At 66.1% G+C, this 13601-nt stretch carries 16 protein-coding genes and 1 tRNA gene; all 17 read right to left on the bottom strand.

The window, feature by feature from the left end:
- Positions 1 to 63 precede the first annotated feature (63 nt).
- The gene (gene nuoI / locus JKL49_RS10705; RefSeq protein ID WP_215340355.1) at positions 64 to 555 is read right to left on the bottom strand and encodes an NADH-quinone oxidoreductase subunit NuoI; all 492 of its coding nucleotides are present in this window, start codon (positions 553 to 555) and stop codon (positions 64 to 66) included.
- A 7-nt stretch (positions 556 to 562) separates the two neighbouring features.
- A complete protein-coding gene (locus JKL49_RS10700) occupies positions 563 to 760 on the bottom strand; it encodes a hypothetical protein (protein WP_215340353.1) in 198 nt (65 codons plus the stop codon).
- Entirely contained in the window at positions 757 to 1836 is a 1080-nt protein-coding gene (gene nuoH / locus JKL49_RS10695; protein WP_215340351.1) for an NADH-quinone oxidoreductase subunit NuoH, read from the bottom strand. The genes JKL49_RS10700 and nuoH overlap by 4 nt, the downstream gene beginning before the upstream one ends.
- A 3-nt stretch (positions 1837 to 1839) precedes the next feature.
- Positions 1840 to 3882, bottom strand: a complete 2043-nt coding sequence (gene nuoG, locus JKL49_RS10690) for an NADH-quinone oxidoreductase subunit NuoG (protein ID WP_215340349.1) — start codon at positions 3880 to 3882, stop codon at positions 1840 to 1842.
- Positions 3883 to 3886: 4 nt separating this feature from the next.
- Positions 3887 to 5203 carry an NADH-quinone oxidoreductase subunit NuoF gene (gene nuoF, locus JKL49_RS10685; protein WP_215340347.1) on the bottom strand — a complete coding sequence of 439 codons (1317 nt, stop codon included), beginning with the start codon at positions 5201 to 5203 and terminating at the stop codon, positions 3887 to 3889.
- A 6-nt stretch (positions 5204 to 5209) separates the two neighbouring features.
- Positions 5210 to 5419, bottom strand: coding sequence for a hypothetical protein (locus JKL49_RS10680; RefSeq protein ID WP_215340345.1), 210 nt, complete (start codon positions 5417 to 5419; stop codon positions 5210 to 5212).
- Positions 5416 to 6096 (bottom strand): NADH-quinone oxidoreductase subunit NuoE, encoded by a 681-nt coding sequence (gene nuoE, locus JKL49_RS10675; RefSeq protein ID WP_215340343.1) that lies wholly within the window; start codon positions 6094 to 6096, stop codon positions 5416 to 5418. Before nuoE ends, JKL49_RS10680 begins: the two co-directional genes overlap by 4 nt.
- A gap of 10 nt (positions 6097 to 6106) precedes the next feature.
- Complete coding sequence (locus tag JKL49_RS10670; RefSeq protein ID WP_215340341.1) at positions 6107 to 6457, bottom strand: nuclear transport factor 2 family protein; 351 nt, start codon at positions 6455 to 6457, stop codon at positions 6107 to 6109.
- Positions 6454 to 7671 carry an NADH-quinone oxidoreductase subunit D gene (locus JKL49_RS10665; RefSeq protein WP_215340338.1) on the bottom strand — a complete coding sequence of 406 codons (1218 nt, stop codon included), beginning with the start codon at positions 7669 to 7671 and terminating at the stop codon, positions 6454 to 6456. The genes JKL49_RS10670 and JKL49_RS10665 overlap by 4 nt, the downstream gene beginning before the upstream one ends.
- Positions 7671 to 8282 (bottom strand): NADH-quinone oxidoreductase subunit C, encoded by a 612-nt coding sequence (locus JKL49_RS10660; RefSeq protein ID WP_215340336.1) that lies wholly within the window; start codon positions 8280 to 8282, stop codon positions 7671 to 7673. Before JKL49_RS10660 ends, JKL49_RS10665 begins: the two co-directional genes overlap by 1 nt.
- The gene (locus JKL49_RS10655; protein ID WP_215340334.1) at positions 8279 to 8875 is read right to left on the bottom strand and encodes a NuoB/complex I 20 kDa subunit family protein; all 597 of its coding nucleotides are present in this window, start codon (positions 8873 to 8875) and stop codon (positions 8279 to 8281) included. Before JKL49_RS10655 ends, JKL49_RS10660 begins: the two co-directional genes overlap by 4 nt.
- Positions 8845 to 9222: an NADH-quinone oxidoreductase subunit A gene (locus tag JKL49_RS10650; RefSeq protein ID WP_215340332.1), complete on the bottom strand. Its 378-nt coding sequence runs from the start codon at positions 9220 to 9222 to the stop codon at positions 8845 to 8847. Before JKL49_RS10650 ends, JKL49_RS10655 begins: the two co-directional genes overlap by 31 nt.
- 203 nt (positions 9223 to 9425) lie before the next feature.
- A tRNA-Asp gene (locus JKL49_RS10645) sits at positions 9426 to 9502 on the bottom strand.
- A gap of 129 nt (positions 9503 to 9631) precedes the next feature.
- Positions 9632 to 9814, bottom strand: a complete 183-nt coding sequence (locus JKL49_RS10640) for a YegP family protein (RefSeq protein ID WP_215340330.1) — start codon at positions 9812 to 9814, stop codon at positions 9632 to 9634.
- Positions 9815 to 9891: 77 nt separating this feature from the next.
- Entirely contained in the window at positions 9892 to 10998 is a 1107-nt protein-coding gene (locus tag JKL49_RS10635; RefSeq protein ID WP_215340328.1) for an SH3 domain-containing protein, read from the bottom strand.
- Positions 10999 to 11058: 60 nt separating this feature from the next.
- Positions 11059 to 11628 (bottom strand): NADPH-dependent FMN reductase, encoded by a 570-nt coding sequence (locus JKL49_RS10630; protein WP_215340326.1) that lies wholly within the window; start codon positions 11626 to 11628, stop codon positions 11059 to 11061.
- Between the two features lie 47 nt (positions 11629 to 11675).
- Positions 11676 to 13601 carry a flavin-containing monooxygenase gene (locus JKL49_RS10625; protein WP_215340324.1) on the bottom strand — a complete coding sequence of 642 codons (1926 nt, stop codon included), beginning with the start codon at positions 13599 to 13601 and terminating at the stop codon, positions 11676 to 11678.

The raw sequence follows: 13601 nt of genomic DNA, 5'->3' as shown, positions 1-13601 counted from the left end.
TAATTTCAGTGACCGGCGCCTGACGGCGACGCGGTGATTAGCTTTCGGAATCGCGCCCGGGTCTTACCGGTAGGGCGCGTCCAGTTCCAGATTCTTCGCGATCTGCCGCTCCCAACGGTCCCCGTTATCGAGCAGGCGTTCCTTGTCGTAGTAGAGCTCTTCGCGGGTCTCGACCGCGAACTCGGTGTTTGGACCCTCGACGATGGCGTCCACCGGGCAGGCCTCCTGGCACAGGCCGCAGTAGATGCACTTCACCATGTCGATGTCGTAGCGGGTGGTCCGGCGGCTGCCGTCCTCGCGGGGCTCGGCCTCGATGGTGATGGCCTGGGCCGGGCAGATGGCTTCGCAGAGCTTGCAGGCGATGCAGCGTTCTTCGCCATTGGGATAGCGGCGCAGGGCGTGCTCGCCCCGGAAACGCGGCGACTGCGGCCCACGCTCATAGGGATAGAGCACGGTGGCCTTGGGGCGGACCATGTACTTCATGGCCATCCCGAAGGCGCCCACGAAGTCCATCAGCGCCGCGCCTTTCACGGCCTGGGTAATACGCTGCATCATATCGCGGTCACTTTCGTTTGCAGACGTAGGCGGTGATCGACTGAGGATCACCTTCCTTCGCCAGCTGCAGGTCGCCGCCCTTGGCCAGGCACGCGTCGCGGGCCGTCTTCAGGGCGTCATAGCTCGCCACGCCGCCATCCGGCGTGACGCCGCTGGCGCAGGCGGCGCAGAGCATCAGGCTGGAGATGACGAGCAGGATCCTCATGCCGCGGCGGGCCCGAAGACGCGCCAGGCCGCCACCAGGACCACGGCGATGCCGGCGGTGGGCAGGAAGACCTTCCAGCCCAGGCGCATCAGCTGGTCATAGCGGTAGCGAGGCACGATGGCTTTCGCCATGGCGATCAGGAAGAAGAAGAAGCAGGTCTTCGCGAAGAACCACATCAGGCCGTAGAAGCCCTGCGCCATGTCGCCCCACTGGTGGACGAAGGCGAAGTCGATAGGCGCCTGCCAGCCACCGAAGAACAACAGCGAGATCAGCGAGCACATCAGCACGATGTTCACCAGCTCGCCGATCATGAAGAGCAGGAACGGGCTGGAGGAATACTCCACCTGATAGCCTGCCACGAGCTCGGACTCGGCCTCGGGAAGGTCGAAAGGCGGGCGATTGGTCTCGGCCAGCGCCGAGATGAAGAAGATCACCGACATGGCGAACATCACGATGGCGATGGGCCAGTTGTGCAGTCCGCCGCCGAGGAAGTTCCAGTTCCAGAACCCGCCGGCCTGCTTCTCGACGATGGTGCTCAGGTTCATGCTGCCCGAGAGCAGGATGACGGTGATGATCACCAGGCCGATGGAGACCTCGTAGGAGACCATCTGCGCGGCCGACCGAAGCGAGCCCAGGAAGGGGTACTTCGAGTTCGACGCCCAGCCTCCCATGATGATGCCGTAGACGCCCAGCGAGCTGATGGCGAACAGGTACAGCACGCCGACATTGATGTTGGAGATCACCCAGCCCGGGGCGAACGGGATCACCGCCCAGCCGACCAGCGACAGCAGGAAGGTCAGCACCGGGGCCAGCAGGAACACCGCCTTGTCGGCGCCATCGGGGATGATCAGCTCCTTCAGCACGAACTTGATCAGGTCGGCGAAGGACTGCAGCAGGCCGAACGGTCCCACGACGTTGGGGCCCTTGCGCATCTGGACGCCTGCCCAGATCTTGCGGTCGGCCAGCATGAAGAAGGCCATGCAGACCAACAGCGGCAGGATGATCAGCATGATCTTGCCGACCGTCAGCAGCGTCCAGCCCGGCGCCGTAGCCCAGAAATTGATGGAAGCGTCCATCCCCTACTCCGCCGCGATCTTGGAGGCGTCGGCCGCCACGGCCGCGCACTCGGCCATCGTCACGCTGGCGCGGGCGATGGGGTTGGTCAGGTGGAAGGCCCGCACGCCGCTGGCGAGCGGCGCATCAGTGGCCACGCCGGCCGCCGCGATCCCGGAGAGATCGATGGCCGAGGCCGCCGCGCCCGGAGCGTAGTCGATGCGCCCGAAGGACGGGTGGTCAGCGAACAGCTTGGCGCGCAGTTGGGCCAGGGTGTCGTAGGGCAGCGTCGCGCCCAGACGGTCCGACAGGGCCCGCAGGATGGACCAGTCTTCACGGCCCTCGCCCTTGGGAAACACCGCGCGCTGGCCCATCTGGACCCGGCCCTCGGTGTTCACATAGAGGCCGTCCTTCTCGGTATAGGCCGCGCCTGGCAGGATCACGTCGGCCTTGTGGGCCCCGGCGTCCCCGTGGGTGCCCATATAGACGGTGAAGGCGTCGCTGGCGGTGACGTCGATCTCATCGGCGCCCATCAGGAACAGGACGTCCAGCGCGCCCTTGGCGACCATCTGGGTGGCGGTCTTGCCGCCCTCGCCCGGAATGAAGCCCAGGTCCAGACCGCCGACGCGGCTGGCGGCGGTATGCAGGACGTTCCAGGTCATGCCGAAGGTCTTGGCGAGGTCCGCCGCAGCCTTGGCGATGGCGCCGCCATCGGCGCGGCCCAGAGCGCCGGCGCCGATGATGAGGGCCGGGTTCTTGGCGTCCTTCAGGCGCTTGACGAAGTCGGACTTGGACTTGGCGAGCCCTGAGAGGCTGGCGGCGCCCGCGCCGAGATACTCGTAACCGTAGGTCAGGTCGGCCTGTTCGCCGATGACGCCCACTTCCAGGGCGCCAGCGACCCAGCGCTTGCGGAACCGGGCGTTGAGGACCGGGGCCTCGGTGCGGGGATTGGTCCCGACCATGACGATCATGTCGGCGGCTTCGACGCCGGCGATGGTGGAGTTGAACAGCCAAGTCGCGCGCGCGCCGGCGCCCAGGGTCATGCCGTCCTGACGGCAGTCCAGGCTGGTGACGCCGAGCGACCCGAATAGGTCCTTGGCGGCCTTCATGGACTCCGCGTCCTGCAGGTCGCCAGCGATGACGCCGATACGGTCGGGACTGGCGGCCTTCAGCTTGGACGCGACGAGGCTGAGCGCCTCGGCCCAGGTGGCGGGACGCAGCTTACCGGCTTCACGGATATAGGGCTTGTCGAGGCGCTGGCGGGACAGACCGTCCACGGCGTAGCGGGTCTTGTCGCTGATCCACTCCTCGTTGATGTCTTCGTTCAGGCGCGGCAGCACGCGCAGGACCGCGGGGCCTCGGCTGTCGACGCGGATCGAGGAGCCCAGGGCGTCCATGACGTCGACGCTCTCGGTCTTCTTCAGCTCCCAAGGCCGGGCGTTGAAGGCGTAGGGCTTGGAGGTCAGGGCGCCGACCGGACAGAGGTCGATGACATTGGCCGACAGTTCGCTGGCCACGGCCTTGTCGAGATAGGTCGTGATTTCAACGTCTTCGCCGCGGGAGATGAGACCGATGTCCGGCACGCCGGCCACTTCGGTGATGAAGCGGACGCAGCGGGTGCACTGGATGCAGCGGGTCATGACCGTCTTGATCAACGGCCCCATGAACTTCTCTTCGACGGCGCGCTTGTTCTCGCCATAGCGGCTGTCGTCGCGGCCATAGCCCATGGCCTGGTCCTGCAGATCGCACTCACCGCCCTGGTCGCAGATCGGGCAATCCAGCGGATGGTTGATGAGCAGGAACTCCATCACCCCTTCGCGGGCCTTCTTGACCATCGGCGAATTGGTGATGATTTCCTGGCCGTCGGAGGCCGGCAGGGCGCAGGACGCCTGCGGCTTGGGCGGGCCGGGCTTCACCTCGACAAGGCACATGCGGCAGTTGCCGGCGATGCTGAGGCGCTCGTGATAGCAGAAGCGCGGAATCTCTTCCCCGGCCAGTTCCGCGACCTGCAGAACCGTCATGCCGGGTTCGAACTCGACCTCGACGCCGTTGACCTTGGCTTTAGGCATCCGACTACTCCGCCGCCACCAGGGCCGCGCCCTGAACATGCGGCTTGCCCGCGCGATAGCTGGTGATCCGGTCCTCAACTTCATGGCGGAAGTTGCGGAACAGGCCCTGGATGGGCCAGGCCGCGGCGTCGCCGAGGCCGCAGATGGTGTGGCCTTCGACCTGGGAGGCGACGTCGAGCAGCATGTCGATCTCACGCATCTCGGCCTCGCCGGTGACCATCCGTTCCATCACCCGCCACATCCAGCCGGTGCCTTCACGGCACGGCGTGCACTGGCCGCAGCTCTCATGCTTGAAGAAGCGGGAGACGCGGGCGATCACGCGGACCAGGTCAGTGTCCTCGTCGAACAGGATCATGGTCGCCGTGCCCAGGCGCGACTGCACGCGCGGCAGGTCGTCGAAGTCCATCAGGACGGTCTCGGCCTGTTCGCGGGTGATCATCGGCATGGAGACCCCGCCCGGGATCACCGCCTTGAGCTTGCCCCAGCCGCCACGCACGCCGCCGAAGTGATCCTCGATCAGCTGGCGCATGGGGATAGACATGGCCTCTTCGACCACGCTGGGCTTGTTCACGTGGCCCGAGGCCGCCATCAGCTTGGTGCCGGCGTTCTTCGGGCGTCCGAAACTGGAGAACCAGCCCGCGCCACGGCGCAGGATGGTGCCGACGACGGCGATGGACTCGACGTTGTTGATGGTGGTCGGGCAGCCATAGATGCCGGCGCCGGCCGGGAACGGCGGTTTGAGGCGCGGCTGGCCCTTCTTGCCCTCCAGGCTCTCCATCAGGGCGGTTTCGTCGCCGCAGATATAGGCCCCGCCCCCGTGGGTGACGTGGAGGTCGAAGTCCCAGCCGTTGACGTTGTCCTTGCCGATCAGCTTGGCCGCGTAGGCCTGCTTGATCGCCGCTTCCAGGCGCTCGCGCTCCATGACGTATTCGCCACGGATGTAGATGTAGGCGGTGTGGGCGCGGATCGCGTAGCTGGCGATCATGCAGCCTTCGATCAGCAGGTGCGGATCGTTGCGGATGATCTCGCGGTCCTTGCAGGCGCCGGGCTCGGACTCGTCGGCGTTGACCACCAGGTAATGGGGCCGCTCGCTGAGCTGCTGCGGCATCAGGGTCCACTTGAAGCCGGTGACAAAGCCCCCGCCTCCCCGGCCCCGCAGGCCGGACTCGCGGATCTGCTCGCAGACCCATTCGTGGCTTTGACCCAGCATCTCGCGGGTCGCGTTCCAGCAGCCGCGCGCCTTCGCACCTTCAAGGCCCCAGTCTTGGAGCCCGTAGATGTTGGTGAAGATGCGGTCCTTGTCTTCCAGGATGCCGACCAAGACCCCCTACACTCCCTTTTTCGCGGAGCGGAAGCCCGCGATGAACCAGATCTGCGCACCGAACCCGATCAAGAGCGCGACGGCGAAGACAATGAGCAGCCAGGACTGGCTGAGCCGAAAGGCGCAGACGATCGCCGTGATGGCCACGAAGACGCTGACCGCTGAGACCGCGACCATGATCGTGAACCGGCGCTTGGCGACCTCGACCTCTGTCATGCGACAGGCGCCTTGGCCTTACCCTTGGGGGCGGCGTTCGGCAGACCCTTGATCGGCTTGGCGGCCGACCCGTCGTACAGCTTGGGATCGTTCAGCGTGGTGTTGCCGCCCAGGACAGCGCTGCCCTGACGGCCGATCTCGGAGCCCGGCGGCGGCGTCTTGCCGGCGGCGAAGGCGTCCAGCAGCTTCTCGAAGCCCTCAACGGTGAGGTCCTCATAATAGCGGTCGTTGATGGCGGCCATGGGGGCGTTGGAGCAGGCTCCGAGGCACTCGACTTCCTGCCAATAGAACTTGCCGTCCGCAGAGCGGTGGCTGTCGGGGCCAAAGCGTTTGCGGCAGACCGCCAGCAGGTCCTCGGAGCCCCGCGACTGGCAGGCCGTGGTCCCGCAGACCTGGACCATGGCGATCGTGCCCACCGGCTCCAGCATGAACATCGTATAGAAGGTGGCGACCTCGTAGACCCGGATCGTGGCCATCTTCAGCAGCTCGGCGACGGCGCGGATGGAGGGTTCGGAAACCCAGCCCTCCTGCTTCTGCACCAGCCAAAGGATCGGGATCACCGCCGACTGCTGCCGGCCGTCCGGATATTTCGAGATCCACCACTGGGCCTGCTTCATCGTCTCCTTGGAGAAGGCGAAGCTGGCGGGTTGATCGGCGGAAAGGCGTCGAACGCTCACGGTCAGAGCCTCACTTCACGAAATCGACGCGGACGATCTTGGCGTCCGAGATGGTGTAGATGGCGGCGACCTCGAAGGTGTCGCCGCCGGGTGTGCGGGCGACCAGTTCGTGGTCGATGACGCGCGAGCCGATGATCACGCGCGCCTTCAGTTCGGCCTTGTTCTGCGGGAAGTCGGCGAACAGCTTCTCATGCCGGGCGCGGATGGCCTCGGCGCCATTGGCGGTGATGGCGCCGTTGAAGTCGGCAAGCACCGCGTCGTCGGCGTAGAAGGTCATGAAGGTCGACAGGTTCTGGCTGTTATAGGCCTCGAACTGGCCGTCCACGACGTCGAAGGGCGAGATGCAGGCTGGCGCGCTCATCGGTCGATCTCCCCGAACACGATGTCCAGCGAGCCCAGGATGGCCGACACGTCGGCCAGCATGTGGCCGCGGTTCATCCAGTCCATGGCCATCAGGTGCGGGAAGCCCGGTGCGCGGATCTTGCAGCGATAGGGCTTGTTTCCGCCGTCGCTCACCAGGAAGACGCCGAACTCGCCCTTGGGCGCCTCAACGGCCGCATAGACCTCGCCTTCCGGGGTGCGGAAGCCTTCTGTGTAGAGCTTGAAGTGATGGATCAGCGCTTCCATGGAGCGCTTCATCTCGCCCCGGCGCGGCGGCGACACCTTGTTGTCCTCGGTCATCACGGGGCCGGGCGTTTTGCGAAGCCGTTCAACGCACTGGCGGATGATCTTGGTGGACTCGCGCATTTCCTGCATGCGGCAGAGATAGCGGTCGTAGCAGTCGCCGTTGATCCCCAGCGGGATCTCGAAGTCCATCTCGTCGTAGCATTCGTAGGGCTGGCTGCGGCGCAGGTCCCAGGCGATGCCGGAACCGCGCACCATGACGCCGGAGAAGCCCCAGTCGATGGCCTCCTGGCGGGTCACCTTGCCGATGTCGACATTGCGCTGCTTGAAGATGCGGTTGCCGGTGATCAGCTTGTCGATGTCGTTGACCGGACGGGCGAAGGCCGCGGCCCAGTCGTCGATGTCGTTGATCAGGGCCTCTGGCAGGTCCTGGTGGACGCCGCCGGGGCGGAAATAGTTGGCGTGCAGGCGCGCGCCGCAGGCCCGCTCATAGAAGACCATCAGCTTCTCGCGCTCTTCGAAGCCCCAAAGAGGCGGGGTGAGCGCGCCGACGTCCATGGCCTGGGTCGTGACGTTGAGCAGGTGGTTCAGAACCCGGCCGATTTCCGAGAACATCACCCGGATCAGGCTGCCGCGGATCGGCACGTCCAGGTCCAGCAGCTTCTCGATGGCCAGGCAGAAGGCGTGTTCCTGGTTCATCGGCGCCACATAGTCGAGGCGGTCGAAGTACGGGATGTTCTGAAGGTAGGTGCGGTACTCCATCAGCTTCTCGGTGCCGCGATGCAGCAGGCCGATGTGCGGGTCGACCCGCTCCACGACCTCGCCGTCCAGCTCCAGGACCAGGCGCAGAACGCCGTGGGCCGCGGGGTGCTGCGGGCCGAAGTTGATGTTGAATTTGCGGACCGGGATCTCGTTTTCCGAGAGCGGGGTCATGGACGCGTCGTCAGCCATCACTTCGCCTCCACCTTCTCGTCGCCGGGCAGGATGTAGTCGGCCCCTTCCCACGGCGAGAGGAAGTCCCAGTTGCGGAACTCGACGGACTTCACGGGCTCGTAGACCACGCGCTTGAGTTCGTCGTCGTAGCGCAGCTCGACATAGCCGGTCATCGGGAAGTCCTTGCGCAGCGGATGCCCATGGAAGCCGTAGTCGGTGAGGATGCGGCGCAGGTCGGGATGCCCCTCGAAGAAGATCCCATACATGTCGAAGGCCTCGCGCTCATACCAGTCGGCGCAGGGGAAGACCCCCGTGACCGTGGGGACGGCGGTGTCCTCGTCGGTCTGCACCTTCAGACGCAGGCGCTGGTTCTTGGTGAGGGACAGCAGGTGGTAGACCACGTCGAAGCGTTGCGGGCGCTCGGGATAGTCGACGCCGCAGAGGTCGATCAGCTGGGCGAAGCCGAACTTGTCGCGCATCAGGGTCAACGCCTGGGCGACACGGCTGGCCGGGGCCGTCAGGGTCAGTTCCTTGAAGGCGATCGAATAGCCCGCCACGGCGCCGGCGCTGTCGGCGACCAGCTGCTGGCCCAGGCTCTCGAGCGTGGAGATCTCGACCGGCCAGCTCATCGTTCGATGGTCCCGGTGCGGCGGATCTTCTTCTGCAGCTGCAGCACGCCGTAGACTAGGGCCTCGGCGGTGGGCGGGCAGCCGGGGACATAGATGTCCACAGGCACGATCCGGTCGCAGCCTCGCACCACGGAATAGCTGAAGTAGTAGTAGCCGCCGCCGTTGGCGCAGGAGCCCATGGAGATGACGTACCTCGGCTCCGGCATCTGGTCGTAGACCTTGCGCAGGGCCGGGGCCATCTTGTTGCAGAGCGTGCCGGCGACGATCATCACATCGGACTGGCGCGGACTGGCGCGCGGCGCAAAGCCGTAGCGCTCCAGGTCATAGCGCGGCATCGAGGCGTGCATCATCTCGACGGCGCAACAGGCCAGGCCGAAGGTCATCCACATCAGCGAGCCGGTGCGCGCCCAGGTGATCAGGTCGTCGGCCGCGGCCGTGATGAATCCCTTGTCGGCGAGCTCGGTGGAGACGCCGTCGAAGAAGGGGTCGTGCAGCTTGGGGTTATAGCCCTCGACGGTCGAGCGACCGGCCGAGAGCGCGGGGGCGGAACCCGCGGGAACGATTACTCCCATTCCAGGGCGCCCTTCTTCCATTCGTAGATAAAGCCGACGGTCAGCACGCCCAGGAAGGACATCATCGACCAGAAGGAGAACTGGGCGACGTCCTGCGGCAGCTTCATGAGCGACACCGCCCACGGGAACAGGAAGGCCACCTCCAGGTCGAAGATGATGAAGAGGATCGAGACCAGGTAGAACCTGACGTCGAATTTCATTCGCGCATCGTCGAAGGCGTTGAAGCCGCACTCGTAGGACGAGAGCTTTTCGGGGTCCGGCGCCTTGGGGGCGAGAACCGCCGAGGCGAGGATGAAGACGACCCCCAGAACCGCCGCGATCCCTAGGAAGATCACGATGGGGAGGTACTGAAGAAGGAACGCGTTCATGGAATCCTCTAAGGAGTCGCGCCCTTCTAGACCACGAATGGAACCGTTTCAAACCGCACAATGACGCTGGCGCCGCGCCTGCGAAAAAGACCGATGTTCGCGCTGCGAATGCCTCTCAGGTGCGCGAGAAAACGCGCGCACTCATGGGTGAACTGGCGCGCAATTCAGCGTCCGGTCGCAGCATCATCGATGTCGGGGAGAAGTGGCGCGAATGACGGGACTCGAACCCGCGACCTCCGGCGTGACAGGCCGGCGCTCTAACCAACTGAGCTACATCCGCATGTGGGCCGTGTGGGCCCGCGAGGGGCGTCTGATAGGTCCCGACCGGAATCGTGTCAACGGGCGAGTTCGTTTCCGCGCCCTCGCCTGTGAATAAAATCCCGCGTTCTCGGCCGGCCGGGGCCCGGCGTCAGTCCGTCGTGTCGTCGGTTTCGGCGTCGGGACCGTTCTTCTTCATGGATTCGATGGCGTTCTTGGCCGAGGCCTTGGCGGAATAGCCCTCGGTGGAGAACATGACCTCGCCGTTGGGCGCCTTGAACTTCACGCGGAACTCGCCCGCCTTGTCCTTCGAGATCTCGAACTTGTAGGCCATGTCGACACTCCATCGTCTCTGAGTCAGCCACCCGACGCAGAAGGTTAGACCCGAGTCGTGACAGCCGCCACCCAGTCTCAGATCACGAACGAGCCGCGATCGGCCGACAGGGTGTTCTGGTTGACCGCGTCGGCGATCCGCTCAGCCCGCTTGATGGGATCGGTCATGTTAGTGGCCTTGCGGGCGAGGACATAGGCGGCGATGAGCCTGGCTTCGTCGGCGGTTTGCCAGCCCGCCGGGTCGTGGGCGCCGATCTTGGCCAGCGCGGCGGTGAGCGTGCCCGGCACATGGCCCGGCCGGTTGACGTGCTCGTCCAGCACCAGGGCCACGCCCTGCTCGGAGGTGAGCCACCTGCGGATCGGCACGCCGGCGGCCTTCAGGTCCAGGAAGCGGGCCATGCGGCCGGCGGCGAAGCTGAGCTGGCAGGCCCGCATGTCGTGGTGGTGCCCTGCCCGCCAGAACCGGTAGGCCCACACCGGCCCGCGCAGCTGCAGCTTTCGCGCCGCGGTGTTCAGCACCACGCCGTTCAGCACCAGGTAGCCGGTGGTCGCCGTGGCGGTCGCGGTCTGTACGTCCAGGCCGTAGCGGCCGAAGCAGTCCTGGAAGGCCACGGGCCAGGTTCGCTTCAAGGCGGCCAGCAGCGCCGGCAATTCCCCCGGGTCGGTGGCAGGACCGCAGGTCCACTGGAACAGCCCGATGGACATGTAGCTGTTGTCGTAGGAGTTCACCGCCTCCAGCAGCCCCTCATTGGCGGAGATGGCGCGCACCACCCGCACCGCCGAGGGCTTTAGGTCGGCCGGCGGCGGATTGCCCGCCAGCCATCCGGCCAGGGAGGTCCGGCCGGTGGTGTAGAAGCCACCCTTGTAGGCCGAGGCGAAAGCGCGGCCGTCCGGAGTGATCGCCTTCCCGCCGGCCACGGTCACCGGATGCCCGGGGGCGTCGGGCATGGGCGGGGCGGCGGGCGGAGGCGGGGCCGGGGTCGCGACCGCCACCGTCTGGCTGAGGAACTGGCTGGAGACCCAGCCGCCGCGGATCGGGGCCTTCAGGGTGGTGACGCGCGTCCAGCCGGCCTTGGACTCGAACATCTCGACGCCGACGCCGAGGTCCAGGCTGGGGGGTGTCGCTGCGCCACCGGGACCGTCGCGCAGGTTCAAGCCCTGCACCGTCACCACGCCCTGAGTCATGCCCTGCCCTCCGCTGCTCAACACATAGTTGAACAGGGCGGCGGGACGCCTGGCAATGGTCTAGCTTGGGGCGCGCAGCGTCTTCAGCGCCGTGGCCCAGCGGGCGAGCTCGGTGAGCATGACGCCAGCGGCCTTGTCCTGCAGTTCCGGCGGCTTGAAGGCGCCCTCAACCAGGTGCTGGCTGAACATCGGCAGGGCCACGCCCTCCGGGATCGGCATCACCTTCATGGTTGTGAGCAGCAGCTTCTCCATCTGCACCGCCCGCACCCCACCGGACGCTCCGCCATAGCTGACAAAGGCCGCGGGCTTATAGGCCCACTCGTGGACAAGGTAGTTCACCGCGTTGATGAAGGACGGCGGCGGTCCGTAATTGTACTCCGGCGTCACGAAGACGAAGGCGTCGGCGGCGTCCACGCTGGCGCTCCAGGCCTTGGTGTGGTCGTGGGCGTAGTCGCGCAGGCGCGGATGCTTGGGCTCGTCGAAGACCGGCAGCTCGAAACTGGCCAGATCCACCAGTTCGGCGTCAAAGCCGTCATGCCCCTGGGCGATGGCGTCAAACCATTCGGCGATCTTCGGACCCAGCCGGCTCGGGCGGGTGCTGCAGATTATGGTGTGGAGCTTGAGCGGCATGGGACCTCACGGGAAAACGCGTCGCTCCCGTATAGGCCCAGCCTCCCCTACCCCGCCATCTCGCGCGCCTTCGACAGCACGAAATCCTGCGGATCGGGCGCCAGGGTGGCGCGCCAATAGTCCACCAGGGCGAAGGGCCAGTTCTGGCTGACCCGGCCCTTCTCGTTCTTGTACCAGCTCGACACCTGCGGGGCGCCCCAGGCCATCAGCCTGTTGCCGGCGTCCACCTGGATGTTGAAAGCGTCGTGCACCTCGGCCTTCGGCTCCATGGCGTTTGCCCCGGTCTCGGCCAGCAGCTTCAGGCACCCCAGGATGTAACGGACGCTGCATTCGGAGAAGAAGATGATCGAGCCGTTGACGACGATGTTGGTATTGGGCCCGTAGATCATGAAAAGGTTGGGGAAACCCGGCGTGGTCATGCCGAGATAGGCGCGTGCGTCTCCGTCCCAGGTGTCGTGCAGGTCGGCCCCGCCGCGCCCCTTGATCTTCATCGGATAGAGGAAGCGGCTGGCGTGGAAGCCTGTGCCGTAGATGATCACGTCGAAGTCGCGCGCGGTCCCGTCGGCGGTGATGATGCCGCTCTCGGTGATCTCGGTGATGGCGTCGGTGACCAGCTCCACGTTCGGACGCTTCAGCGCCGCGATCCAGACGCCGTTGTCCAGCAGGGCCCGCTTGCCGCCGATCGGATAGGTGGGGATCACCTTGTCCACCAGGTCCGGCCGCCCCTCGGTCTGCATCCGCAGGGCCTCGGCGACCATGGCCCGGAACATCGCGTTGGCCGCGGACACGGCCGTCTCGTCGCCCGCCCAGGCAGGATCGGCCCGCACCCCGTCCAGCAGGCCGTCGGTGACCATCCAGAACAGGAAGAACCGATACCACTTGTCGTAGTTGGGAATGTGCTCCAGCAGCCAGTTCATCCCGGCCGGCACGTCCTCATGATAGTGCGCCGTGGGGAAGCCCCAGGGCGGGGTGCGCTGGAAGACCGTCAGGCTGGCCACCTTGCCGACGATCTCCGGCACGAACTGGAAGGCGCTGGCCCCGGTGCCGATCACCGCAACCCGCTTGCCCGTCAGGTCGACGTCGTGGGCCCACTGGGCGGAGTGGAAGGCCGCCCCCTTGAAGCGCTCACGGCCCTTCACGTCGGGCAGGCGCGGGCGGTTGAGCTGGCCCACGGCGGTGATCACCGAATTGGCGACGATCTTCTCGCTGCCCGCAGGCGTGTTGACGGTGACGTTCCAGACCGCACGCCCCTCATCCCAGACCATCTCCTCGACGCTGGTTTCGAAGCGGATCTTCTTGCGCAGGTCGTAGCGATTGGCCACGCCTCGGAAGTAATCCAGAAGCACCGGCTGGGTGGAGAAGTGCTGGGGCCAGTTGTGGTTCGGCTCGAAGGAATACGAATAGATGTGGTTGGAGCTGTCGACCCGGCAGCCGGGATAGGTGTTCTCCAGCCAGGTGCCGCCGACATCGGCGTTCTTGTCGACGATCTCGAAGTCGATCCCGGCCTGGGTCAGGCGGATACCGGTCAGCAGGCCCGACATGCCCGCCCCGATCACCAGCACATGCATGCGCCGCGCGGCGTCCTTGAGCCCCGGCGTGGTCCACTGCGGGTCCTTGCTGGACTGGCCACCGATGGCCAACTCGTCGTTCAGGAAGTCGGCATAGTTCTCCGGGATGTCGGCGCCAGCCACGAAGCTCATCATCCGGCGCAGGGCGGCGGGATCGGGGGTGGTCGTGGGCGGCGCCCCCTTGGCGAACCAGTCGAGGATCGCCGCCTTGGCTTCTGCACGGAACTTGGCCTGCTCGGCCTCGGGCACCCCGGTCTCGCCGCGCGACAGCGGGGTGTAGGTGGGCGTCCACTCCTTGCGCAGCCAGTGCAGGTCGCCGGTCATCTGCACAAGGGCGGCGGCCAGGGCGGGCTGATGCGCCGCCTCCAGCGCCTGGTCGAGCGCACCCAGATCGAGCTTGGCCAT

This window comes from Phenylobacterium glaciei, from assembly GCF_016772415.1.
GTDB lineage: Bacteria > Pseudomonadota > Alphaproteobacteria > Caulobacterales > Caulobacteraceae > Phenylobacterium > Phenylobacterium glaciei.
Note: the sequence above shows the minus strand (reverse complement) of the source record. Positions and strands in the feature narration are given on the sequence as shown.